Source organism: Paenibacillus lentus, from assembly GCF_003931855.1.
Classification (GTDB): Bacteria; Bacillota; Bacilli; order Paenibacillales; family Paenibacillaceae; genus Fontibacillus; species Fontibacillus lentus.
In genome coordinates this window covers 1,820,419-1,844,355 of sequence record NZ_CP034248.1, presented here as the reverse complement: position 1 = coordinate 1,844,355, position 23,937 = coordinate 1,820,419, and the positions used below count along the sequence as shown (strand labels likewise).

Annotated in this window: 19 protein-coding genes and 1 riboswitch; of the genes, 7 read left to right on the top strand and 12 right to left on the bottom strand. The window is 46.9% G+C overall.

Going from position 1 to position 23,937, the window contains the following annotated elements; all coding sequences use genetic code 11:
• The first annotated feature begins 192 nt into the window (after nucleotides 1–192).
• The gene (locus EIM92_RS08075; RefSeq protein ID WP_125082222.1) at nucleotides 193–381 is read left to right on the top strand and encodes a hypothetical protein; all 189 of its coding nucleotides are present in this window, start codon (nucleotides 193–195) and stop codon (nucleotides 379–381) included.
• A gap of 102 nt (nucleotides 382–483) precedes the next feature.
• On the opposite strand, the gene EIM92_RS08070 is transcribed toward EIM92_RS08075, so the two are convergent.
• The 5 genes from EIM92_RS08070 to EIM92_RS08055 all read right to left on the bottom strand — a co-directional run bounded on the left by EIM92_RS08070 (nucleotide 484) and on the right by EIM92_RS08055 (nucleotide 5,813).
• On the bottom strand, nucleotides 484–2,109 hold the full coding sequence (locus tag EIM92_RS08070; RefSeq protein ID WP_125082221.1) for an ABC-F family ATP-binding cassette domain-containing protein: 1,626 nt from the start codon (nucleotides 2,107–2,109) through the stop codon (nucleotides 484–486).
• 159 nt (nucleotides 2,110–2,268) lie between these two features.
• Nucleotides 2,269–3,219, bottom strand: coding sequence for an MBL fold metallo-hydrolase (locus EIM92_RS08065; RefSeq protein WP_125082220.1), 951 nt, complete (start codon nucleotides 3,217–3,219; stop codon nucleotides 2,269–2,271).
• Between the two features lie 107 nt (nucleotides 3,220–3,326).
• Complete coding sequence (gene cydS / locus EIM92_RS24715; protein WP_425464177.1) at nucleotides 3,327–3,428, bottom strand: cytochrome bd oxidase small subunit CydS family protein; 102 nt, start codon at nucleotides 3,426–3,428, stop codon at nucleotides 3,327–3,329.
• Between the two features lie 7 nt (nucleotides 3,429–3,435).
• Complete coding sequence (locus EIM92_RS08060; protein ID WP_125082219.1) at nucleotides 3,436–4,467, bottom strand: cytochrome d ubiquinol oxidase subunit II; 1,032 nt, start codon at nucleotides 4,465–4,467, stop codon at nucleotides 3,436–3,438.
• Nucleotides 4,464–5,813, bottom strand: a complete 1,350-nt coding sequence (locus tag EIM92_RS08055; protein ID WP_125085067.1) for a cytochrome ubiquinol oxidase subunit I — start codon at nucleotides 5,811–5,813, stop codon at nucleotides 4,464–4,466. The genes EIM92_RS08060 and EIM92_RS08055 overlap by 4 nt, the downstream gene beginning before the upstream one ends.
• A 327-nt stretch (nucleotides 5,814–6,140) precedes the next feature.
• Between EIM92_RS08055 and EIM92_RS08050 the strand changes: the two genes are divergently transcribed.
• Together EIM92_RS08050 and EIM92_RS08045 are read left to right on the top strand one after the other, a co-directional pair.
• The gene (locus EIM92_RS08050; protein ID WP_125085066.1) at nucleotides 6,141–7,292 is read left to right on the top strand and encodes a virulence factor; all 1,152 of its coding nucleotides are present in this window, start codon (nucleotides 6,141–6,143) and stop codon (nucleotides 7,290–7,292) included.
• A gap of 129 nt (nucleotides 7,293–7,421) precedes the next feature.
• Nucleotides 7,422–7,623, top strand: a riboswitch (Lysine riboswitch).
• Nucleotides 7,624–7,733: 110 nt separating this feature from the next.
• Nucleotides 7,734–9,200: an amino acid permease gene (locus tag EIM92_RS08045; RefSeq protein WP_125082218.1), complete on the top strand. Its 1,467-nt coding sequence runs from the start codon at nucleotides 7,734–7,736 to the stop codon at nucleotides 9,198–9,200.
• 129 nt (nucleotides 9,201–9,329) lie between these two features.
• On the opposite strand, the gene EIM92_RS08040 is transcribed toward EIM92_RS08045, so the two are convergent.
• Nucleotides 9,330–10,475: a transglutaminase domain-containing protein gene (locus EIM92_RS08040; RefSeq protein WP_246021251.1), complete on the bottom strand. Its 1,146-nt coding sequence runs from the start codon at nucleotides 10,473–10,475 to the stop codon at nucleotides 9,330–9,332.
• A 279-nt stretch (nucleotides 10,476–10,754) separates the two neighbouring features.
• Between EIM92_RS08040 and EIM92_RS08035 the strand changes: the two genes are divergently transcribed.
• Nucleotides 10,755–10,952: a hypothetical protein gene (locus tag EIM92_RS08035; protein WP_125082217.1), complete on the top strand. Its 198-nt coding sequence runs from the start codon at nucleotides 10,755–10,757 to the stop codon at nucleotides 10,950–10,952.
• A 114-nt stretch (nucleotides 10,953–11,066) separates the two neighbouring features.
• Here EIM92_RS08035 and trxB read toward each other — a convergent pair whose 3' ends face one another.
• A complete protein-coding gene (gene trxB, locus EIM92_RS08030; RefSeq protein WP_125082216.1) occupies nucleotides 11,067–12,017 on the bottom strand; it encodes a thioredoxin-disulfide reductase in 951 nt (316 codons plus the stop codon).
• A gap of 179 nt (nucleotides 12,018–12,196) precedes the next feature.
• Complete coding sequence (locus EIM92_RS08025) at nucleotides 12,197–14,134, bottom strand: heavy metal translocating P-type ATPase (protein WP_125082215.1); 1,938 nt, start codon at nucleotides 14,132–14,134, stop codon at nucleotides 12,197–12,199.
• Between the two features lie 333 nt (nucleotides 14,135–14,467).
• Here EIM92_RS08025 and EIM92_RS08020 point away from each other — a divergent pair, with 333 nt between their 5' ends.
• The 3 genes from EIM92_RS08020 (at nucleotide 14,468) to EIM92_RS08010 (ending at nucleotide 19,790) form a co-directional block, all read left to right on the top strand.
• Nucleotides 14,468–16,804, top strand: a complete 2,337-nt coding sequence (locus EIM92_RS08020; protein WP_125082214.1) for a helix-turn-helix domain-containing protein — start codon at nucleotides 14,468–14,470, stop codon at nucleotides 16,802–16,804.
• 271 nt (nucleotides 16,805–17,075) lie between these two features.
• Nucleotides 17,076–18,503 (top strand): MFS transporter, encoded by a 1,428-nt coding sequence (locus EIM92_RS08015; RefSeq protein WP_125085064.1) that lies wholly within the window; start codon nucleotides 17,076–17,078, stop codon nucleotides 18,501–18,503.
• 99 nt (nucleotides 18,504–18,602) lie between these two features.
• On the top strand, nucleotides 18,603–19,790 hold the full coding sequence (locus EIM92_RS08010) for an amidohydrolase (RefSeq protein ID WP_125082213.1): 1,188 nt from the start codon (nucleotides 18,603–18,605) through the stop codon (nucleotides 19,788–19,790).
• A 149-nt stretch (nucleotides 19,791–19,939) separates the two neighbouring features.
• Here EIM92_RS08010 and EIM92_RS08005 read toward each other — a convergent pair whose 3' ends face one another.
• The 4 genes from EIM92_RS08005 to EIM92_RS07990 all read right to left on the bottom strand — a co-directional run bounded on the left by EIM92_RS08005 (nucleotide 19,940) and on the right by EIM92_RS07990 (nucleotide 23,903).
• Nucleotides 19,940–21,232, bottom strand: a complete 1,293-nt coding sequence (locus EIM92_RS08005) for a homocysteine synthase (RefSeq protein WP_125082212.1) — start codon at nucleotides 21,230–21,232, stop codon at nucleotides 19,940–19,942.
• A 341-nt stretch (nucleotides 21,233–21,573) separates the two neighbouring features.
• Nucleotides 21,574–22,434: an ATP-binding cassette domain-containing protein gene (locus EIM92_RS08000; RefSeq protein WP_125082211.1), complete on the bottom strand. Its 861-nt coding sequence runs from the start codon at nucleotides 22,432–22,434 to the stop codon at nucleotides 21,574–21,576.
• Nucleotides 22,421–23,275, bottom strand: coding sequence for a hypothetical protein (locus EIM92_RS07995; protein ID WP_125082210.1), 855 nt, complete (start codon nucleotides 23,273–23,275; stop codon nucleotides 22,421–22,423). The genes EIM92_RS08000 and EIM92_RS07995 overlap by 14 nt, the downstream gene beginning before the upstream one ends.
• On the bottom strand, nucleotides 23,256–23,903 hold the full coding sequence (locus tag EIM92_RS07990; RefSeq protein WP_125082209.1) for an RNA polymerase sigma factor: 648 nt from the start codon (nucleotides 23,901–23,903) through the stop codon (nucleotides 23,256–23,258). The genes EIM92_RS07995 and EIM92_RS07990 overlap by 20 nt, the downstream gene beginning before the upstream one ends.
• Nucleotides 23,904–23,937 lie beyond the last annotated feature (34 nt).

Here is a 23,937-nt window from a genome sequence, read left to right as displayed (position 1 = left end):
CTGCACCTCCAGCTCCTTCTCTATATGTAAAACAAAATTTGTTCTATCATCGTAGCAAATGAACTTCGTGTGGGTCTAGAGAAACAGTGTTGCCTCAGGCTAAAGCAAAGCGTTATTCATTATTCCCGTTGTCCAATAAATTAAAAACGTATAGAATAAGAACAACCCCTTTCCTTATAGGAGATGATTGATATGACAGATAGCAACGAACCGCGAAAAATCGATTTAGCTGAAGCGATGCGCCAGAAGCTGCAGCAAAAAAAGCAGCAGCAGGCGGCATCGAACAAGCCTGGGTTTACAGGAACCCAACAGACAAAAGCGATGAAGAGCCAAAACACGAAGAAACCGAATAACCAGCGGCGCCGCACAGGCGGGTCATAGGAGCACCAGGCATGGCATGCTGAGCTCCAAAACGCACAAAAAAGTCCGGCAGGCCTACCTCCTGCACGGACTTTTTACGTTTTATGCGCCAGGCTTTGTCACTTACTTTTCTTCGGGATACATTTGCTTGCGCAAGTTTTGAATTTCTTCGCTCTCCAAATATTCGTCATACGTCATGACGCGATCAATGATGCCATTCGGCGTAATCTCAATGATCCGGTTGGCAATCGTCTGGATGAATTGATGGTCATGAGACGTAAACAGAATCGTTCCATCAAAATCGATCAAACCGTTATTTAGCGCTGTGATCGACTCCAAGTCCAAGTGGTTCGTCGGCTCATCGAACAAGAGAACGTTAGCGCCGTTCAGCATCATCTTCGCCAGCATGCAGCGAACCTTCTCGCCCCCGGACAGCACGCTTGCCTTCTTCAGTGCCTCTTCGCCGGAGAACAACATCCGCCCCAAGAAGCCGCGAAGAAATGTCTCATCCTGGTCATTAGAATACTGACGCAGCCATTCGACAAGATTGAGGTCAACGCCATCGAAATATTGGGAGTTATCTTTAGGAAAATAAGCTTGTGAAGTCGTGACCCCCCAACTGTATTCTCCCGCATCCGCTTCAAGCTCCCCCATGACGACTTGGAAGAACGTCGTCTTTGGAATACTGTTCGGACCAACAAAGGCGATCTTATCGCCTTTATTTACGACAAAGCTAAGATTATCCAGCACCTTCTCGCCTTCAACCGTCTTGGTCAAGCCTTCAACGCTAAGCAGTTGCTTACCAGCCTCCCGCTCCGCCTTGAAGTGCAGGAAAGGATACTTTCGGTTGGAAGGACGGATGTCATCCAGTGTAATCTTCTCCAACTGCTTCTTCCGGGATGTAGCCTGCTTCGATTTAGAAGCATTGGCAGAGAAGCGCTGGATGAATGCTTGAAGCTCCTTGATTTTCTCTTCCTTCTTCTTGTTCGCGTCACGCTGCATTTGCAGTGCCAATTGGCTAGATTCGTACCAGAAGTCGTAGTTTCCGACGTACAATTGAATCTTACCGAAGTCGATGTCCGCAATATGCGTACAAACCTTATTCAGAAAATGACGGTCATGGGATACGACGATAACTGTTCCCTCATAATCCATGAGGAAATTTTCTAGCCATTGGATCGATTCCAAGTCCAAGTGGTTCGTCGGCTCATCCAACAGAAGGTTATTCGGACGGCCGAATAATGCTTGAGCAAGGAGTACCCGAACCTTCTCGTTTCCGCTTAGTTCAGCCATCTTCTTATCATGCAGTTCGCGCGGAATTCCCAACCCAATGAGAAGCGCTGCCGCATCCGGCTCGGCATCCCAGCCGTTTAACTCCGCGAACTCCCCCTCGAGCTCTCCGGCCCGCATGCCGTCCTCTTCGGAGAAATCGGCTTTAGCGTACAGAGCATCCTTCTCCTTCATAATGGAATACAGACGGGTATGCCCCATAATCACTGTCTCCAGGACAGGGTATTCATCATATTCATAATGGTTCTGCTTCAATACAGCAAGGCGTTCATTTGGTGACATATGCACTTCGCCTTGGTTCGGCTCGATCTCTCCGGACAAAATTTTAAGGAAGGTTGATTTCCCCGCCCCGTTCGCACCGATGAGACCATAGCAGTTTCCCGGCGTAAACTTTATATTTACATCTTCAAAAAGTGCTCGTTTTCCATATCGGAGCGTGACACCAGTAGTACTTATCATTTCGGCATTACCATCCTTTTTCAATAATACACACTGGTCAACATTATAGCATAAATCATGGACGCCCGCCCCCGTAAGGCCTTAATTGCGCGCAAAAAAAAAGACGCACTGAGCTAGCGTCTTTGTGGTCGTTAAAAGGATGTCTTGGCTTACGTCTACTCACTGGCTTTCAGGATAGCGGAGCGTCTCGCCGTGAAGCAAAACTTTGACAGCCTCCTCCGCGATTCCCCGGCGCTTGCGATCCTCTTCCAATCGATCCAGAGCCTCCCGGGCCGTGTCGTCAGCCAACCGAAACGTACCGTAGTGCATCGGAATCATCAATTTGGCTTTGACATCGAGGAACGCCTGAAGCGCCTCCTCCGGCGTTGTATGCTGGGAAGTCATGAACCATTCCGGTTCATAAGCTCCAATAGGCAATAACGCAATATCGATATTGTATCGCTTGCCGATCTCTTCAAAGCCCCGGAAATAACCGCTATCCCCCGCAAAATAAAGAACCTGCGCCTGCTCTCCTTCGTTTACCCGTGCCGGTTCCAACACATATCCGCCCCAATGCGACGTGTTCATGTCGAACAACGTGCGGCGCGTCCAATGCTGCGTCGGCACGAAGGAAATTTTGGCATCGCCAATCTCCAAATGCTCCCACCAGCTGAGCTCCTGCACGCGCTTAAATCCTTTGCGCCGCAATTTGCGCGCGAGCCCGATCGGTACGATCAACTGGGTATTTGCCCCATATAATTTGCGAATGGAGGAAATATGCATATGATCGTAATGCGAATGGGATATGAGAATAACATCAAGCTCAGGAACGTCCCGGATTGGAATTCCCGGCGTTCCTAGCCTGCGCTGAAACCCCATTCGACCAGCCCATACGGGATCCGTAACGATATTTAAGCCTTTATATTGGAGCAGAAACGTAGCATGCCCTATCCAGGTGACTGTAAGTTCAGTCTTATTTTCCCGCAAAAAGTCCAGCTGCGGCGGAGAATTCGGAATGATATAAGAATAGTCTTTCTTCTTTCTGCGCCGTTCTTCCCGCCATTGCCTGAATTGTTTCAGCGATCTGTCAGTGTTTATATTATCAATGTTTGTGTAACGCTTTTTTGCCATACTTGAGGATCCCCTCCTTTTAACTCCCCTCCGATTTGTCTTTTATCCAGTTTATTTTACTACACTTGGAACATATACACCCGTAAATTCAAAGGATTAATCAAAATTTAATCGGAAGGATCTTTGAAGCGATAAGCGTAAACGAATAGAAATAAAACCGCACCGATAATGACTAGTTGCGGCGCACGCATCATCAAGAAATACTCCATGTGTCGTTCATCCTTTCTTCGGTGCTCCTCCCCGAATGTATTTGGCATCAAACAAAAACAGTCTCATCAACAGTACAAGCGAAGGAATCAGAATGATCAGCCCGGCAATAAATGCAACGATCAATGCTACCGCCATCGTCTCATTCGTAAAGCCGTCGTAGATACTCACCTGCTTGAACAGAATATAGGGCAGATGGGATCGTCCGTATCCATACCAGGCAAATCCGAATTGCAGGATGACAAACAGGAAGGCCCAGCCCAAATGCCGTCGTTTCCAAACGAAAAATATCGCTAGCAAGAAACTGACGAACGAGGCTATAAACATCCATGCCATATTGAGCATATTTTGAAAATGCTCTGAATTATGACGATTCAGCTGAAAAAAAATCAGTACGGAAGCAAAGATCGTCGGGGCGCTCCACATGAGCGCATAGCCTCGCAGCACTTCAAAAGCAATACGGTCCCCTGCCTTTTTCGAGTAATACGCCAGGAACATGGCCGATATGTACAGCACAGACACGATGGCTAACACAATGACAGACCAGGTATAGGGGCTCGCGAAGAACTCTGCCCAATCCAGAATCACATGGCCGCCCTCTTCCCGGATAATGCCCCCTTCCGATATGGCTAGCACCGTAGATAATGCAGCTGGAATCAATAGCCCTGTCGCTCCGTAAATAGCCATGTAAGCTTTATTGTCTTCCCTGCTGCTCCCATAGGTATTATAGGCATAATATGCCCCGCGAAGCCCAAGCAGCACGATAGCCAGGCTGCCAGGAACCAGCAGTGCCGTGCCGTAGAAGTAGGCGGATACCGGAAAGAAGCCCACAAGGCCAACGACGAAAAAGATCAAAAATACATTCGTCACTTCCCATACCGGAGAGAGGTAGCGCTGAATAATATGGTGTATTCTATTGTTATGTCCTGTAATCACGCTGTAATAGCTAAAGAAACCGGCGCCGAAATCGATAGAAGCTACAATTAGGTACCCGAAGAGAAACGTCCAAAGTACTGTAATTCCTATGAGTTCATAGCTCATCCCTGGCTCCCTCCCTCAATTCCCCGCTCTCTCATTTCTTCAAGCACGTCTTTATTGCGGAATAGCTTGGCTAATACGTAAATACAGGATACGCAGAGAACCAGATACAGGATAATAAAAAGCACGAGCATCGAGCCGACATGCGGAGAGGTGGTGGCCGCATCGGCAACTTTCATATATCCGCGGACAATCCAGGGCTGCCGCCCAATCTCGGCGAACATCCAGCCAAGCTCAATCGAAACCATCGCGAGCGGTCCCAGCGACAATATGCCGATCAACAGCCATTTCGGGTAGCCTTTTTTCCGCCCTGGAAATTTACTTCGCAGCAAAAATAGCAGTGGAATGAGAACAAGCAGTACGCCAATCGTTACTTTCATATCGAACATATAGTGTACCAGCAGCGGGGGCCAGTTTTCCTTCGGAAAGTCCTCCAGTCCGATAACCTTCGTATTCGTAGTGCTTCCAGCCAGAATACTGAGGGCATAAGGGATGTGCAGCGCATATTTCACCTCATTGTTCTCGTCCAAAATTCCTCCAAAAATGAGCGGTGCTTTCTCCATTGTTTTAAAATGCCACTCCGCCGCAGCCAGCTTCTCCGGCTGATATTTTGCGAGAAATTTACCCGAGAAATCCCCAATCACCGCCGTAGAGATTGCAAAGACAAAAGCGCATGTCACCGTGAGCTTGAGTGCTTTTTTGAAATAAGGGTGATTACGTCCTCTCAGTAAGCTATAAGCAGCAATTCCCGCAAGAAGCCCGGCGCTCATCGTTAATGAGGATGCAAGAACGTGGGATACTTTGGTTGGCGTACCCGGATTGAACATCGCTTTAATCGGATCTATATTCGTAAACACTCCATTCTCCAGTGTAAATCCTTGCGGTGTGTTCATAAATGCATTCACCGTTGTAATGAAGAACGCCGAGGAGAATGCCCCAAGGACGACGGGAATCAACAGCAGCAGATGCAGCGCTGGCCGCCTGAACCGCTCCCATGTATATAAATATATCCCGAGAAAAATCGCTTCTATAAAAAAGGCAAAGGTCTCCATAAACAGCGGCAGCGCTATTGCTTGCCCGGCTACGCGCATAAAGGTGGGCCACAGCAAGCTGAGCTGCAAACCTATCGAGGTTCCGGTCACTACGCCCACTGCTACGGAAATTACGAATCCGCGAGCCCAGCGTCGAGCCAGCAGCGAATAATGAGGATCTTTATGCGTAATTCCCCTCCACTCTGCCAATGCGATGATGAGAGGTACGCCTACGCCGATCGCGGCAAAATTAATATGTACGAACAATGTGAGTCCAGTAAGTATCCGGCTCAACATAACTGGATCCATAGAAAACATGGGCATGGTTCAGCTCCTTTTTTATCATGATCATGCCGTCTGGCGGCCCCCCTGATTCTACTGGTGCCCCATATAACGTAGAGCACTTTTTATCGTGGCGTATAGCATAATGACCGCGACAACGAGGCAAATGATGGTCAGCAGCCTTTCCTGCCTCTGGAACATGAGAACGATGCCCCCCTATGAAAGTCAATTTTTTCTACTTGTATTGTGCCGCTTCAGTTCCTTTTTATTCCTAACTGCACTTTCACAAGAGCTCTCCTCGCCTAAGACTTGGGTAATGCCATGCATTAAGGTACAATAAACCGAAAGGAGTGTGAACAAATGATGAAAATTGTATTTATCGAGCCAACGCCGAGCCCGAACACAATGAAGCTGCATCTGAGCAAAAGTCTCGAGCCAGGCATCCGTAAAACATATACGCTAGATAACGAACGCTCTGCCCCGCCTTGGATCGGAAAAATGCTGCATATTCCCGGGGTAAAAAGTGTGTTTCATACCGCCGACTTCGTTGCCCTTGACCGGAAAGGCAATGCTGACTGGTCAGCGATTTTAGCTGAGGTACAGAACCAATTCGGTCAGGAGGGCATTGCCTCCGCTTGGGAGCAGGGGGATACAGAGGCTGCGCAAGGATATGGTGAGGCACAGGTATTCGTGCAATTTTTCCGCGGCATTCCGATGCAAATCCGCGTAAAATCCGGAAACTTGGAGGAACGCGTCGGCCTTGGGGAGCGCTTTGTGAACGCCGTGACTGAAGTGTCGAGCGCGACGCTTATCAAAGAACGAAAGCTGACCGATTACGGTGTGCGCTATGGGGAACTGACGGATATCGCTCGCGAGGTGGAGCAAGAATTGGAGGCAGCCTACCCTCCAGAGCGGCTAGTGACTCTTGTAGCGCAAGCAATTCAGCATGGAAGCAGCGAAAGCGAGTTCGTTGAGCAGCGTCGTGAGCTTAGTCTGGATGAGGTGCGCGAGCAGTTGAAGAGCGACGATTGGCGTGTTCGCTACGCGGGCCTCGAGGCGCTGAAGCCGGACGACACAGCGCTGCCACTGCTTGCCGAGGTGCTGCACGACAAGCAAATGCAAGTGCGCCGTCTCGCTGTCGTCTACCTCGGCGACATCGGCACGCCGGAGGCCATGGAGTTGCTGTATGAGGCGCTCCGTGACAAGTCGGCTGCTGTACGCCGGACAGCAGGTGATACGCTGTCCGATATCGGCGATCCGGCAGCAACTGGGGCGATGATCGCCGCCCTGCGGGATTCAAGCAAGCTAGTTCGCTGGCGGGCGGCCCGCTTCCTTTACGAAGTCGGAACGGACGATGCGAAGGAGGCACTCCGCGCTGCTGCCGATGATCCCGAGTTCGAGGTCGGCCTTCAGGCGAGAATGGCACTGGAGCGCATCGAATCCGGCGAGCAGGCGGCCGGAACCATTTGGCAGCAAATGGCCCAGCATAGACAGAGCAGTTCGAAGGATGATTAACATTCGCTGACGCTTTGAACTATTCCGTACAATATAAATGTAAAATTCTAGGCGTTGCTCTAATCGGGCGGCTGTTATATACTGAATTATCACTTGACAACTTAAAAATTCAAGCCTCATCAATCATCTGGATGAGGTAGAGGTCGCGATGTTGATAAGTACATCTGAGGAGGCGCAGGAGCCGCCAATGAATCAGCTGGAAAGGCAGCATCGCCGAAGTGTGAACGTCAAGCCTCCATAGACGGACATGCTGGGGCTGTTTCCGAAAGGGACAGAACTGTCACGGTCTACTTCCTAACTGGAAGGCAGGCCGTGTTGAGCTATCTTTTTTACGAACGATGTTGAGGATCACGGTATAAATAACGAGACCGCGGAACCTTTCCGACGGTCTTTTTCTTTTTCCTGATCTATCGTTACAAATACTATGGAAGGATGCAGACAATGAGCAGTAAAAAAGTAACAACAACCGATAATTTAAAGCGGGGATTAAAAGCACGCCACATGACGATGATCGCACTTGGCGGCTCCATCGGCACAGGATTGTTCCTTGCGAGCGGAGGAGCGATCGCTTCCGCCGGACCTGGCGGTGCCCTTCTCGCCTATGCCGCTGTCGGAATTATGGTCTACTTTCTCATGACAAGCCTAGGCGAGCTCGCTACGTATATGCCGGATTCAGGTTCATTCGAGACTTACGCCTCACGCTTCGTCGACCCTTCCCTTGGCTTCGCTATGGGGTGGAATTTCTGGTACAACTGGGCGATTACGATTGCCGCTGAGCTATCGGCTGCAACGCTCATTATCAAGTACTGGTTTCCCGACAGTTCTTCCTTAATATGGAGCGTCTTATTTCTCGGCATTATCCTAGGCCTCAATCTTTTATCAGTCAAAGGATATGGTGAATCAGAGTATTGGTTTGCAACAATTAAAGTCGCTGTAGTCATTATCTTTCTCGTTCTCGGCGTCTTCATGATCTTTGGCATTATCGGCGGCGAGGCGGTCGGCTTCAAGAACTTTACGATTGGCGATGCGCCTTTCCATGGTGGATTCTTCGCCTTTCTCGGCGTTTTTATGGCCGCGGGCTTCTCCTTTCAGGGAACGGAAATGGTTGGCGTTGCTGCAGGCGAAAGCGATAATCCGCAGGAGCACGTTCCCCGGGCAATCCGACAGGTATTCTGGCGTATTCTAATTTTTTACATTCTAGCTATACTGGTCATCAGCTTATTGATTCCATACACGAATCCCAATTTGCTTAAAGACGGCATTGAGAGCATCGGTGTGAGTCCATTCACCCTCGTATTCGAGAAAGCCGGACTAGCCTTCGCGGCCTCTGTCATGAATGCTGTTATCCTCTCTTCCGTTCTATCGGCCGGGAACTCTGGCATGTACGCCTCTTCCCGCGTGCTCTATTCTCTAGCCAAGCGAGGCAAAGCGCCGAAATTCCTCGCTCGCCTGAGCCGTAGGGGGCTGCCGGTAAATGCCTTGCTGCTGACGACCCTGATCGGGATGACCGCCTTCTTGGCCTCCCTGTTCGGAGATGGGGTTGTATACACATGGCTGCTTAACGCTTCAGGCATGTGCGGTTTTATTACCTGGCTAGGCATTGCCATTAGCCATTACCGCTTCCGCCGAGCCTATGTTGCCCAAGGAAGAGATTTGAACGATCTTCCTTATAAAGCAAAATGGTTCCCTTTCGGGCCTATCTTTGCCTTCATTCTTTGCTTTATCGTCATTCTAGGGCAGAATCTTTCCGCCTTTACCGGCGGAAAGATCGATTGGTACGGCGTAGTCGTGTCCTATATCAGCGTCCCGTTGTTCCTGATCATTTGGCTGGGATACAAATGGCGCAAACGCACCAAATTGATTCCCTTGCTTGAATGCGAGTTTCATCCCCCATCACCAAAATCATAAAATCTCTCTTATCTCGCAAAAAGGAGCTGCCCAAAAGTAGATTTCTCTACTACGGACAGCTCCTTTTACTATAGCTTGTTTATATAGGCTATAGCTGGCCAATATAGGCTGAAGTGGCACTCCTGATACTTAATAATTATCCCAATGAATCTCGACACGCAAATCATTGGTCCCTTCCAGCGGCTCGGCCAGATAGGAGATATTCTTAATATGAAGCTCATACAAGCTGCTCAAATGATCGACCAACTGTCGTTCACTGCCTGCATATCGGATCGTAACGGTATTCTGTTTGTTGCTGATCGCTTGTCTGACCTGTCCTTGAATTCCCTTCACATTACGAAGTGCCGAATCCGGATTGTAAAGTGTATACTCCAACTGCTTCTCCAACTCCTGAAGACCAGCAGCAGCTTGACCTCCTGCGGTGATTAACGAACTGAGCGTGTGACGATAAGACTGGTTAGCCGCCGGATACACATTAGTCCAGGTATGTGTCTTTCTCATCTGCTCATCCGTCCTCATGTAATAACCGTATTTAACAACGCCCGGCGTATCTGGAGCAGGATCATCCCATGTGGTGTCGATGTGATACCAATGTCCATCCAAATACACCAGGTTCCAGGCATGAAGCTGGCCACCCGCACTGCCCTCAATAATCCGGTTATCGATTCCTGCCTCCTGCAGCAGCTTATACGATAGCAGCGTATATCCCTGACATACCGCTTCGCCTGTCTTCAACCCTTCGTATGCGGTATATTTCTGCAACCCTATATCATACTTCATATTTAACACGACATAATCGTGAATCGCCTTAATTTTCTGATGATTATTCATACCAGGCTTAATAATTTCCTTAAGAATCACTTTTACCCGGTCATTAACGTAAGCGGATTGCTCCGCAGTCTCTCGGTAATAAATTTGAAAAGTAATTTTGGCGGAATTGGAGGTTCCTTTCCATGAATATGTATAACGATCAATCACATACTTGGTATATGGATCGCTCTCCAGTGCCCCATTCATGGCTTCCTTCAAAATATCCTTCAGATTGCTCGTCGCGCCCTGGTATTTGATAGTGATCATCATATGCCTAGCTCCCATGAGTTCAGCCAGGGTCGTTCGAAGCTCCTTCGAAGAGGTTACGGTAGCCGTCTCTACAGCAGCTATCTCCGATTTCGCATACACTTCACTGTAACCGACGTCCGGGGGTAAGGCACCAAATACAATAGCACTTGCAATCCCAGCTGTAATCCATCGTTTTGCGATTTGCTGCTTCATCATCTCCCAACCCTTCTACATGAAATATACGAAATCTCGTTGTTCAAGCCCATTGTAACATACCCTAATGTGAAAAGGCCTTCTAGTTTTGTCGAATCCTCCATGCTCCTCCCCTTTCCTCACCACCTAGATCCGCTGACAAAAAAAGACGCTAATATGCCTTATTTTCCTATCCGATTTCCTTTTATTTGGATAACAGTTTAGGTATAATATAAAACATGTTAATAGTGTGATAAATATCATTGCACAGTCAGCCATAATAGAAAACGGGGAGACAAGTGTATGACTATAGTAAATATATCGGACATTTCCGTTCAGCTTTTCATTACTGTGATGTTTTTTATCCTGATCATCGCCCCATTGGGCAGCTTGGGTCTGCTGCGCCTGTTCCAAGGACGGAAGAAAAGCGGATTCATCTTGATCGGCGGCGGAATTGTCAGTTATATCGTATTTCAGCTTGTTGTCGGTCTGTTTGTCTGACATAATTTATCCAACATCGTTATCACATCATAGAATTCAAGAGGAGAACGGATATCCGTTCTCCTCTTACTTGTTCCAGCAATTATTGATGATCTCCATGCCGTGTATTTATTTTTATTTTACAGTTGTCGTCTCTGCCTCATGCTCTATGCTCTCAATAAATTTCTCACAATCAAGCGCCGCCATACAGCCGCTGCCCGCAGCAGTAACTGCCTGACGATAACGGGTATCCTGCACATCGCCGCAAGCGAACACTCCCGGTACGTTCGTCTCGGTCGTTCCCGGCTTCACCACGATATAGCCGTTCTCATCCGTATCGATCTGGCCGCCAAGGAAGGCCGTATTCGGATGATGGCCGATCGCTACGAATACGCCGCTGGCCTCGATGATTTCCTCTTCGCCGGTCGCATTGTTGCGTACTTTAAGGCCTGTTACGCCCATTTCATTCGTAAGCACCTCAAGCGGTGTGCGATTTAGGGCCCATTCCACCTTCTCGTTAGCACGTACACGGTCTTGCATAATTTTCGAGCCACGCAGCTCGTCACGACGATGAACCAGCGTTACTTTAGAAGCGAACCGGGTTAAGAAGCCAGCTTCCTCCAGCGCAGAATCTCCGCCGCCGATGACGATAATTTCCTTGCCACGAAAGAAGAAACCGTCGCAGGTCGCGCAGGTGCTGACGCCCCGGCCCACATTGTCCTGCTCACCCGGAATTCCTAAATATTTAGCGGTTGCCCCTGTCGAAATAACCAACGTCTCAGACACCAATTCTCCCAAGCCTTCTACCTGCAACTTGAACGGACGATTGCTCAGATCAACCGAATTCACCCAACCCGTACGGAATTCAGCACCGAAACGTTCCGCCTGCTTGCGCATGTTATCCATCAATTCCGGCCCTAAAATTCCATCCGGGAAACCAGGAAAGTTCTCTACATCCGTCGTCGTCGTCAATTGACCTCCAGGCTGAGGCCCTTCAATAACAAGCGGGTTCAAATTCGCACGAGCCAAATAAATTGCTGCCGTCAGCCCTGCTGGTCCAGTTCCGATAATAATAGACTTATACATGTATAACGTCCTCCTCCAAGCAAATTCACGCAAGTACTAGATCAATATATGAAATAATAAATATTGTTAACATCTAATCTTTATTATGTTGGAATGAGTAGCCAAGGTCAACATTTGTAATAGCGGTGTTCAGTGAAGGTTACATGAAGGATTCATGAATCAAGACGGACTGGTCTGCTTCAACGAAGCAGACGTAGTCCGTTTAAAATGACGAGAAGCGTGCTACCTTCATGCCCAATTACACCGAGAGGAAGTGATATTCCTTGCACGAAGTTCCCAATAATCAAGGTAAGAATGATGCCAGCCGCGAAAACGAGATTCTGCTTCACGATTTTACGAGCACGGCGAGCCAGTGCCACCGTTTCAGCAACCATCTCCAGATTATCGTTCATGAGTACGACATCCGCAACCTCCAAAGCAGCCCCTGTTCCACCGCCCCCCATAGCCATGCCAACCGTCGCAGCGGCCAGAGCAGGAGCATCATTGACACCGTCCCCAACCATGACAATATGACCGTGCTTCTTCCGCAAATTTTTAATATGATTGACCTTATCTTCTGGCAATAAATCGCCGAATGCCTGATCCACGCCAGCTGCTCTCGCTACCGCCTTGGCCGTCTCACTACGGTCTCCCGTCAGCATAACCGTAGCAATCCCCATTTCACGCAATTTGGAAATAACAGCTACTGCTTGAGATCGAAGGGTGTCTTGGAGAGCAATAAGACCTACATAATTATTGTCCTGCATAATAAGAGAGACGGTGTTGCCCTCCGACGCCAATTTTTTCAGTCGTGCCAACAATCCGTCAGGCATCGCAGCATCATGCTCTTCCGCCTTCCCGATCCGCCATATTCGTCCGTCGACCCTAGCCTCAATGCCCCAGCCCGTGATCGATTTCATATCCTCCGCTTCCCTTAGCTGCACACCTTCAATAGCAGCACGTTCTACGATAGCCCGGGCAAGCGGGTGCTCGGATAAGCTCTCTGCGGAGGCACATGCCGCCAGTACTTCCAAACGGTCATACCCTTCGGCCACAAATAGCTCTGTAACCACCGGCTGTCCAGCTGTCAGCGTCCCGGTCTTATCAAATGCCACTACTTGTGTATTGCCTAAGTTGTCCATATGAGCTCCGCCTTTGAATAGAACTCCCTTCCTGGCGCTTTTCGACATGGCCGAGAGCATCGCCGGCATAACCGAAGAGACCAGTGCGCAAGGTGAAGCAACGACAAGAAAGACCATCGCTTTATAGAAAGTGAACGACCAGCTCCAGCCTAACAGCAACGGAGCTAACAAGATAAGACCTGCCGTGGCCGCCACAACGACTTTGGCATAAACGCCTTCCAGCCGCTTGATGAATCGCTGGGATTCCGGTGTTTCATTCTGCGCCTGCTCCACCAATGCGATAATTTTGGCGAATAAGGTTCCTTCCGCAGGGCTCGTTACTTCAACATACAAGGCACCTTCCCCATTCAAAGTCCCCGCAAACACATTGTCTCCGATCGATTTATCCACGGGAATGGATTCACCGGTAATCGTAGCTTGGTTTACGGCGGAGCCCCCACTGCGCACTAAGCCATCCGCTGGAATAATTTCGCCCGGCTTCACAATCAGCAAATCACCGATGACCAAATCTTCTACAGCGACGACCTTCATGCCATCCTCTCCCACCCTTACCGCCGTCTCCGGCTTTAAGGAAATAAGCTCTGAAATATCCTTCTGGCTACGTTCGCTTGCAAAAGACTCCAGCGCCCCGCTCAAGGCAAAGATGAATATAAGCATTGCGCCTTCATTCCAGTAGCCAATAGAAGCCGCCCCCAAGGCTGCGGCAATCATAAGCAGGTTAACATCCAGATCACGTTCCTTAATTAACGTCTCCAGCCCTTCCTTTGCCTGGAGAAATCCCCCCATAAAATAAGCGGCAACATAGATAAACACGGATACCGTCTGCGAGATTGATCCTACTCCCCAGGCTGTCAGCATAAGCAGGCCGCTGCCCAAGGCCAGAACAATTTCGCGATGCCGCAGCATGCTTAGCAGCGAGTGGCGACGACGTTTTCTCGGATCAGGCAGCTTCGACGATTGTTGAACTGCAGGTACCCCTTTGTGTATTGCTTGCATGATATCTCCTCCCTTGATCTGGTAACTAATTGAGAATGAATACTATTGTTAGTGCCCTTAAAATGGCACATGCTGCCCCGGGAGCATCCCGGAGCAGCATGTAATTGAGAACGATAATCATTTTTGGACTAGGGAAATAATTTTTCCCTTGAGAAACTTTATATTCATTTTAAACTTTTTTATGATTTATGTAAATAGATGAATTAGCAGGAATTCCAGTCGTTGGCCATTTCAGTAAGTCCCATTAAAAAGTACTTGACTAACTCTTCTAAATTTCTTCAAAATGAATTAAATCAGATGAGGACTAGATCTGTGCGATTGGGGGGATTTAGGGTGAACAATGCATTGTCAGATTTTCAAATATCATTTCAACATATAAAGTTATTGGTTCCCAGAATCAATAAAGGGATTCAATTAATTTTGGTCATTCATGGTGAATTAAAAATTGAGACTTCCAGTCGCTTTTATCAAATGGAAGAAAACGATTTTCTTGTCATTAATCATCATCAGCTATATCAGGTTCAAGGAAATGAACAGAGTAAGGTCATGATCCTGTCTATATCCGACGCCTTCATGAATCATTACTATGTTGATTATCGCAATCAGCGGTTTGAATGCTATTCAAGAGAAGCTGATCTTGGAAGAGAAAGTATGATTTTGGCCATTCGTAAACTATTAGCGAATATAATGATTAGTTACTACAGACAGGATGAATGTTACAGAATAGAGGTCAATGGCTATATCTGCCAACTCCTACTTATTTTGATACGTAGCTTTAAAGAAGAAGGAAGTGTCATTCAGAAAATCGATACAGGTGATCGGCGTCTAAGGCAAATCATTGATTATATGGAAAAAAACTACGATCAGATGATTACATTAGAGGAAGTTGCCAAGAGATACTTTTTTTCGCCAAGCTATTTATCCCGCTATTTTAAACAGAAATTGGAGATGGGTTTTAGTCGTTACTTAATGAATATTAGACTTAAGCATAGTATGAAGGATTTACTTTATACAACAGACACCATTTCACAAATCGCGATGAATAATGGTTTTCCCAATACAAAGTCTTTTACTAATTATTTCAAAGAAGTGTATGGTATGACACCCCATGTTTATCGAGACAGTCATATTGTTCAAAAGGAGGATTCGGTTCAAAGCTATAGCAAAGAGGATGTTTCGAATCTTATCCAATCATCGGAGATAATAGCAAAGTTAAGCACTATGGATTTGGATGATTCCAAATCTTATACCCATACAGAAACAAAGTATGAAAAGCTGCCAATATCTCTGTCTCCACTTGAGCCAGTGAGCCTAAACGATCCCTATTCCATTCTTATTATCGGAGAAATTTTCGAGTTATTAAAAGAAGATGTTCGTTCTCAAGTATTAGATGTCAAAAGGGATTTGCGGTTAAAATATATTGGAGTCCGCCACCTTATCAGTAATAAGGCCATTCCACCCGAGGTGGAGACTGATGAAGAGATTCCATCCACATCACCATACTTTAATATAGATAGTGCATTGGCATTTATGATCAAGCATGATCTATCTTTATTTATAAGGGTAAATTATATAGATATTGCAAGAGAGGAAGAACAGTATTTCACAAAGCTTGTTCATTTCATGAAGCATTGCTTACAACTTTACGGAGAATCTTTTGTTAATCAATGGCATGTCATGTTTTACGAGCCATATTACACAGGAGTTGATCCCAAAGAACTTCGGAGATTGTATTTAAAACTACATCAAGTATTAAAAACACTGGCTCCCTCGATCCATGTCGGCGTGTATATGCCCTTTTCCTTCCACAAAGGAATGACGAGTAATCATCACAAGTGGCAGCTAGAGCATAATGAGTTCATTGATTTTATCGGTTATGAGGCCAATCAAAATGAGGTTATTAACTTTAAAGAAATGGCGGAATTAAATTTCGATGTAGCGGAAGATTATATCAAGGAAAAAACAAATAAGTTGAAGCTCTACTTGAAGAGGAACCATATCGAAAAACCGCTGCATCTTGTTTCCTGGAATACCCTCTCAGGTGATACTCGGTTTACAAACGGGACATTTTTCCGCGGCGCATTGATTTTAAAAAATATTTTGGATATATCCCATGATGTGAGAACAGTTGCTTTTTGGATTAATACCATCGTACATGAGAACGCAGAGAAAGGTCAGCGCTACCGAATGGATGGTATCGAATTATTCCATTATTTAAAGGGCAAACGTCCAGCTTATTTTGCTTTAATGTTCTTAAAGCGGCTTCGTGGTGAAGTTGTTGCACAGGATCAGGATTACATTATGACAAGAAATGAGCGGGGATACCAGTTGATCCTGATGAATTGCAATGTTATCAATCCTTATTTATCCATTGAAGAGGCATTCCTGCAAAAACTCAATAAAGAAATTCATGTAACGATATCAGGAATGCCAAAAGGAGATTATCAAGTACGTAAGTATGTATTTGATAAAAATCATGGAGCCCTATACACTAAATGGCGGAATTTGAACAGTAAGTATGGTATGGATGCGGAGATCATGGATTACATTATTAATTCCAGTAGACCTTCCCTAGAGATCTTTGATGAATCGGTTGAAAATGATTGGTCATTTTATTCCTATTTAACTAGTAATGCTATTCACTTTTTTGAAATTCGAAAAGTCTACTGACCTCTTATCCTCCCTAAAGGTTAATCCCATGGTCATGAAAGTCAAAAACTCACACCCAAATTTTTCACATACAAAATGTTAGATTAATTTTGATCCTTATCAGAGAGCGATTAGCACAAAAATCGACTCTCTTTATTTTGCTTAAATTTCTATAATCGTAGTATAGAAATACAATAAAGCTTTGTTGTTAAATCTAGTTGTTTCCGCTTTCACTATTTTTATTAAACCAAACGTTAAAAATTTAGTTAAAATTTGGGGAGGTCTAGATGTGGTGGACAATTATAAGGGTACGAATAAGCTGATCACAGGGATTGTGTTTGGGGTTATCACTTTCTGGCTTTTTGCACAAGCGATGGTCAATGTCGTCCCTGCTGTTCAATCCGACTTAGGGGTTTCATATGGAACGCTGAATATAGCTATTAGCTTGACAGCCTTATTCTCAGGGATGTTTATTGTAGCTGCTGGTGGAATTGCCGATAAAATTGGACGCAAGAAAATTACGTATTTAGGGTTAATTTTAAGTATTATCGGTTCCTTATGTCTGATATTCGCGCAAGGAGCCACATTGTTAATTGTTGGGCGTGTCATTCAAGGACTTTCTGCTGCTTGTATTATGCCAGCAACGATTGCCTTAATGAAGGCTTACTTCGATGGGAAAGAAAGGCAACGCGCACTTAGTTATTGGTCCATTGGATCTTGGGGCGGTTCTGGTGTATGTTCTTTCGCGGGTGGTGCCATTGCAACCTATATGGGCTGGAAGTGGATCTTTATCTTCTCCGTGATTTTTGCTCTGCTTGGAATGTGGCTAATTAAAGATACACCAGAGAGCAAGGCTGAAGGAACAGGTAAATTCAAATTTGATTACAGTGGACTAGTGATCTTTGCGATTACTATGGTCGCATTAAACGTATTCATCACGTTCGGCGCAGACCTGGGCTGGACAAGCCCAATCTCCATTATCCTTGCAATCGTAACTGTTGTTTCAGCAGTTGTCTTCTTCAAAGTGGAGAAAAAGAAAGATATTGCACTCATTGATTTCTCTTTGTTTAAAAATAAACCATACGCTGGGGCAACCTTCTCGAACTTCCTATTGAACGCCATTGCCGGAACACTTGTTGTTGCGAATACGTATGTTCAGGTAGGTCGTGGATTCACTGCATTCCAATCCGGCATGTTATCCATTGGTTACCTAGTAGCTGTTCTTGCGATGATTCGTGTCGGAGAGAAAATTTTGCAAAAGGTAGGCGCGAAAGCACCGATGGTTTGGGGCGCTCTAATCACAACGGTTGGGGTAGCTATGATGGGCTTAACATTCTTGCCTGGATTTACGTATACCGTTGTCGTATTTATCGGCTTTGCTTTATTCGGTCTTGGACTGGGTATCTATGCAACACCTTCCACAGATACCTCCGTGTCTAATGCACCAGCCAACAAAGTGGGTGAAGCTGCCGGCGTATATAAAATGGCAAGCTCACTGGGTAGTGCGATCGGTGTTGCCATTTCCGCAACCGTATATAGTTCAGTAGCAGCAGTTGGAAGTGTTGAAAGTGCAGCATCCATCGGGATTGTTGTTAACGTAATATTCGGTATCCTGTCGATTCTATCAATTATGTTTATGGTGCCCAAAAATGCTGGTAAATCTTCGGAAGCTTCCTCGAAAAAAGCAGTGCACAAACAACCAGCAAAAAGCGCCAGTTAATAAATACTGTTCATATCCAAGTTAAGATTCAGCTCACTTTAATATTTGGCACAGAATAGAGGCTACTCTATTCTGTGCTCTAAAAAGGAGACGGAATTGATGAAAAGTAAACTAATAAGCATGTTAGAATCACGGAAAGAAGAGATCATCAGCATCCGTCGTCATTTGCATCAGAATCCAGAACTGTCGTTTAAAGAAGAGAAAACGGCTAAGTATATTGCGGATTTTTATAAAGGTAAAGATGTTGATATTCAAACGAATGTTGGAAATGGTTATGGCATTGTTGTAACTATTCAGGGTGGAAAGCCAGGAAAAACAATTGGCCTACGCGCAGATTTTGATGCCCTGCCGATTGAAGAAGAAGCCGACGTACCTTTTAAATCTAAAAATCCAGGCCTTATGCATGCATGTGGACATGACGGACACACGGCTTACTTATTAGTTTTAGCGGATTGCTTAATTCAATTAAAGGACTCTATTCCAGGTACAATCAAAATTATTCACCAGCATGCAGAAGAGGTACCGCCAGGTGGAGCAAAAAGCATCGTAGAATCTGGTTTAATTGACGACTTAGATGCCGTCTTCGGTATTCATTTGTTACCTATGGGACCTGCAGGTACGGTAGGATATCATGCGGGATATTCCTTTAATGGCCGGGCATACATGAAATTAAAGGTTCAAGGAAGAGGCGGACATGGTTCCTCCCCTCATCTTGCTAACGATGCCATCGTTGCTGCTGCCCACTTTGTTACAGCTGCACAGACGATAGTTAGCCGCAGATTAAGTCCATTCGATATCGGGGTGATCACAATTGGCTCCTTTGATGGAAAAGGTACCTTCAACGTGATCAAGGACAGTGTCGAGCTTGAAGGCGATATCCGTTATATGACGGTAGAAACAAAAGAAACGATCGAAAGAGAAGTGAAACGAATTGTAAGAGGGATTGAAGAACAGTTTGGCGTAACCTGCGAGCTTACGTATACTCCAGATTATCCACCTCTCTATAATGATCCTGAGCTTACAGCTAAGGTTGCGGAAACCTTGCGTAATATGAATGATCAGGACATCAAAGAAGTGAAGGAGTTCCCGGCGATGTCCCCTTCCGAGGACTTTGCTTATTATGCTGAGAAATTCCCAGCTTGCTTCTTCTATATTGCCTGCACACCAAAAGGAGTAGAAAATCCTTACTTTAACCATCACCCGAAATTTGAAATCGATGAAGATGCACTCCTCGTAGCTGCGAAGGCTGTTGGGCAAGTAGTTTGCAGTTATTATGAATGTGATTAGAAAAAATTCGAAGAAACCACCTCACATCTCATGACCACAAGCAACAACAGACACGATAATCTCCCATCTCTAATCAAAAAAGGCTGCTGCCAAGGTTGAAATCTCAAACCTTCGGCAGCAGCCTATGCTAATATATTGTTGGCAAATGACTAAGCCTGGCTTGCCGCAATCGCTTGATCCAGATCATAGATGATGTCCTCAATCGATTCCGTACCGATGGAAAGGCGAATGAGTCCAGGAGAAACACCTGCCGACTGCTGCTCCTCTGGAGACAATTGCAGATGCGTTGTACTTGCCGGATGAATGATCAAGGATTTCGAATCGCCGACGTTGGCCAAATGCGAAAACAGTTTAACGCTGTTGATCAGCTTGCGCCCTGCTTCAAGCCCGCCTTTGATTCCGAAGGTCAGAATAGCCCCTTGGCCTTTCGGCAAATATTTCTGTGCAAGGGCGTAGGACTCATGGTTAGGAAGTCCAGGGTAGCTTACCCATTCCACATGAGGATGAGCTTCCAAATGCTTGGCTACTTTGAGCGCATTCTCACTATGACGTTCAACACGCAAATGAAGCGTCTCCAGACCTTGCAGAAGGAGCCAAGCATTGAACGGCGACAAGGATGCCCCAAGGTCGCGCTGCAACTGAACGCGAGCTTTGAGAATATAAGCCAACGGGCCAAGCGCTTCCGTATAGACAAGACCGTTGTAGCTTGGATCCGGCTCGGTCAATCCAGGGAATTTGCCGCTTGCTGCCCAGTCAAATTTGCCCCCATCTACGATGACGCCCCCGATGGATGTTCCGTGTCCACCGATAAATTTCGTGGCAGAGTGAACCACGATATCCGCACCATGCTTAATCGGCTGAAGCAAATATGGACTTGGGAAAGTATTATCTACGATTAGTGGAATACCATGCTCATGAGCAATGGCTGCCACTGCTTCAATATCTAGCACATCGCCCTTCGGATTACCGATCGTCTCCGCAAATAAGGCTTTGGTCTTATTCGTAATCGCCGCACGGAAATTTTCAGGATCGGACGAATCCACAAATGTCACCTTGATTCCCAGTTTGGCAAGCGTAGTAGAAAAGAGGTTATAGGTTCCGCCGTACAAGGTTGAGGAGGAGACGATTTCATCCCCAGCACCTGCAATATTCAGGATAGAAAATGTGATAGCCGCCTGACCGGAGCTCGTTGCAAGTGCGCCAACGCCGCCTTCGAGCGCCGCTATTCTTTTCTCAAACACATCGTTTGTCGGGTTCATAATGCGGGAATAGATGTTGCCAAATTCCTTCAATCCGAACAGATTGGCCGCATGCTCCGTATCACGGAAGCCAAAGGATGTTGTTTGATACAGCGGTACTGCGCGAGAATAAGTAGTAGGATCAATTTCCTGACCGGCATGAACCGCAAGTGTTTCAAGACCGAGTTGACGCTCTTCAGACATAGTTAAATCCTCCTTTAAAATTTGCATACCCTAAAACGGGAGTCATGTTTTTCATATTCTCTCATATAATGATCCGTTTGAAAATACCAAATCCGATAAAATTCCTATGAATTATAAAAATCCTGAATATCCGACTATTGCCTTCTTTGCTGTGGATAACAAAATACAACAAATAAGCCGTCAGCTAAAAAGCAACGACCCATTTGTTCATATGTGCATATGAATGTGCATACTGTTTATAATTTCCGAGCAATTGCTATAGATCCGTGCACATATACACATTTTACTGCCAATAACCATCCTCAATAGTAATTCGGTCTAGTTGTCCACATGTGGATAGCCTACACGCTCGAAAAATTCGCGGAGAACTTCCGGATAAAATAAGCATCCTCCATCGACGGCTGAACCTCTTCCAAACCAGGTAATGGCAACCGATCCCCTACGAGCCGTACAAAAATTCCTTCTTTAAGCTCTCTCATAAACATAACACTCCGCTCCGGAAAACGACATAGCTGCTCCCTCGTAATTACCCCTTCCCAGACCTTCGAGGGAAGATTCCACTTCCATTCCGCGGCCTCCCCTTCAAAGCGAATCCTGCCGTTATCAAGCCATAATATGTGATTTGCCGCCGCTTCCCATTCATTCAATTCATGAACGGCCGCTACGACGATTCGTCCCAGCGCATAGCGGGTTAAATACGTAATCGCCATTTTGCGCTCCCCCGAATCCAGGGCATTCAACGGCTCATCGAGAAAGAGAAATTTCGGCTGGGCCAGCAGCGATTGGACGATAGCAATTCTTCTGCGAACACCGATCGATAAACGTTTGATCCGGGTATTGCGATAAGCCTCCAGCCGAAAATCACGAATTAGGCGCTCGACCGGCTCAATTTGAAATACCCCTTTCAGTTCGGCGAGATAAACAAGCAGCTTATAGGTCGTCATCTCTTCATACAGCTCCAGATCTGAAGGTACGTATCCGATTTGGCTGCGAACGAGCGGCAGGTAATCGCCCGCTTCCCGCTGTTGGTAAGTAACCCTGCCCTTTCGCGGTTTTTCCACCGTAGCCAGCAATTTCAGCAGTGTAGACTTTCCCGCCCCATTGGCACCGACGAGCAGCGTCAGCCCGGGATATAATCGCAGTTGTTCAACCTCCAGCATAAACGAGCCTACAGGCTGCCGTACATAATCAATGGATATCATCGCCTGCACCCGCCTTCATCTCGAATTTCATTTTGCGGCTGCGATAATATGAGCGAAGCAGCAGCAGCACTCCTGCAGCCAGCAGCAAACCGTCAATCACTGCTCGATATTCGACGCGCAATACGTACGAACTGGAATTATCAATGTAAATGAACCACAGCGCATACACAGCCACGGCGCTAGCCAGCGCGTAGTAAATTCCTTTGCGGAAAAGAACGTACATGGCCGCTCCGCTCGTCAGAAGTGTGATCCCAAGCCATTGCAGCAGGAATGGCCCCAGCGGCAAGACGAATTCACCCGCCTGAAAAACCCGGACACTTACGATGAGCGAGCTGATAAATGCCCAGACTACAACCAGGGCGATGACCATAAGCATACGGCTGTACATGACAAGCGCAGGAGGATACGGCGTAATGCTCTCGACCGAGCGCATCCCGGAATCCCAGGTTCGATAGCTGAACAGCATGGAGGCGATCAGCATCAGCGGCGTAATAACAGGAAACAGCGAGTTCGGCAGTGCACCGATGGACAGTACCGGCTGGTACGGGTCAACGAGAAGAATGAGCATCAGAAACACCGCTGAACTGGACAATATCAATGATTTGCGATTCAGACGGAATTGGCTGCGCAGCAGCTTCCGCAAAGTTGGAGGCTCGACCTGTGCATTGAACTGAAGCGACTCTGACGCCTGGTCGGCCTTCAGCGCGTCGAATTCGGGCTGAAGCTTGCGGATTAACTCGGCTGTCTCCATCGGAGATGGCGGAGGCTGCATCGCTCGCCGTAACGGCTCCTGCAGTTGCTGCTCCAGCAGCTCAAGCTCTCTATCGATAGACGGATTCATGAAGCGGCACCTCCTTGTCTTCGTTCTTGTCTTTATTCTTATTACTTCGGTTACGGCTTCCCGCCTGCGGGGAAGATAAATCTGAGGCAGCGCCCTTAGCCAATATGCGTTTTAATTTTCGCAAGGCTCCGTATAAATGCGATTTGACAGAGCTGAGAGGGATTTCCATCAGCTCCGCGATTTCCTGCAGTTTCAGGTCGTGGAAGAAGCGCATCCTCACCACTTCCTGCTGAACATCCGGTAAATACTCTAAAGTGGCGGCAACCTGCCTGGCTGTCTCCTGCCTTTCCAGCAATTCTGGAGCTCCGGGAGCAGGATCGGCATTCTCCGGCATAGCCTCGGCAGCGGTGTGCTCGGAGCGAAAAGCAGCGCTGCGCCAATAATCCCGGCACAGGTTCAACGCCACCTTGTACAGCCAGGCCCGCAACTGCTCCATCCCCCCATGTTCCCGGAGGTGCCGGATGAGTCGGATGAACGTCTCTTGCACGATATCCTCGGCCTTCCCCCGATCCTTCAGCTGCTGAGTCACGAAATTAAGCAACGGACCATGGTAACGGGTAACCAGAAGCTCGAAAGCCTCCTGCTCTCCCATTGCCATGCGCTCCGTTAATTGCTGATCGGAAATCATCGTTTCCCCCCTCTCTCTTTATCAAAAGCAACAT

Excerpts from the sequence above, each read along its gene's own strand:
- EIM92_RS08075 (WP_125082222.1), top strand. The coding sequence starts at position 193 with ATGACAGATAGCAACGAACCGCGAAAAATCGATTTAGCTGAAGCGATG.
- EIM92_RS08070 (WP_125082221.1), bottom strand. The coding sequence starts at position 2,109 with ATGATAAGTACTACTGGTGTCACGCTCCGATATGGAAAACGAGCACTT.
- EIM92_RS08065 (WP_125082220.1), bottom strand. The coding sequence starts at position 3,219 with ATGGCAAAAAAGCGTTACACAAACATTGATAATATAAACACTGACAGA.
- cydS (WP_425464177.1), bottom strand. The coding sequence starts at position 3,428 with ATGGAGTATTTCTTGATGATGCGTGCGCCGCAACTAGTCATTATCGGT.
- EIM92_RS08060 (WP_125082219.1), bottom strand. The coding sequence starts at position 4,467 with ATGAGCTATGAACTCATAGGAATTACAGTACTTTGGACGTTTCTCTTC.
- EIM92_RS08055 (WP_125085067.1), bottom strand. The coding sequence starts at position 5,813 with ATGTTTTCTATGGATCCAGTTATGTTGAGCCGGATACTTACTGGACTC.
- EIM92_RS08050 (WP_125085066.1), top strand. The coding sequence starts at position 6,141 with ATGAAAATTGTATTTATCGAGCCAACGCCGAGCCCGAACACAATGAAG.
- EIM92_RS08045 (WP_125082218.1), top strand. The coding sequence starts at position 7,734 with ATGAGCAGTAAAAAAGTAACAACAACCGATAATTTAAAGCGGGGATTA.
- EIM92_RS08040 (WP_246021251.1), bottom strand. The coding sequence starts at position 10,475 with ATGATGAAGCAGCAAATCGCAAAACGATGGATTACAGCTGGGATTGCA.
- EIM92_RS08035 (WP_125082217.1), top strand. The coding sequence starts at position 10,755 with ATGACTATAGTAAATATATCGGACATTTCCGTTCAGCTTTTCATTACT.
- trxB (WP_125082216.1), bottom strand. The coding sequence starts at position 12,017 with ATGTATAAGTCTATTATTATCGGAACTGGACCAGCAGGGCTGACGGCA.
- EIM92_RS08025 (WP_125082215.1), bottom strand. The coding sequence starts at position 14,134 with ATGCAAGCAATACACAAAGGGGTACCTGCAGTTCAACAATCGTCGAAG.
- EIM92_RS08010 (WP_125082213.1), top strand. The coding sequence starts at position 18,603 with ATGAAAAGTAAACTAATAAGCATGTTAGAATCACGGAAAGAAGAGATC.
- EIM92_RS08005 (WP_125082212.1), bottom strand. The coding sequence starts at position 21,232 with ATGTCTGAAGAGCGTCAACTCGGTCTTGAAACACTTGCGGTTCATGCC.
- EIM92_RS08000 (WP_125082211.1), bottom strand. The coding sequence starts at position 22,434 with ATGATATCCATTGATTATGTACGGCAGCCTGTAGGCTCGTTTATGCTG.
- EIM92_RS07995 (WP_125082210.1), bottom strand. The coding sequence starts at position 23,275 with ATGAATCCGTCTATCGATAGAGAGCTTGAGCTGCTGGAGCAGCAACTG.
- EIM92_RS07990 (WP_125082209.1), bottom strand. The coding sequence starts at position 23,903 with ATGATTTCCGATCAGCAATTAACGGAGCGCATGGCAATGGGAGAGCAG.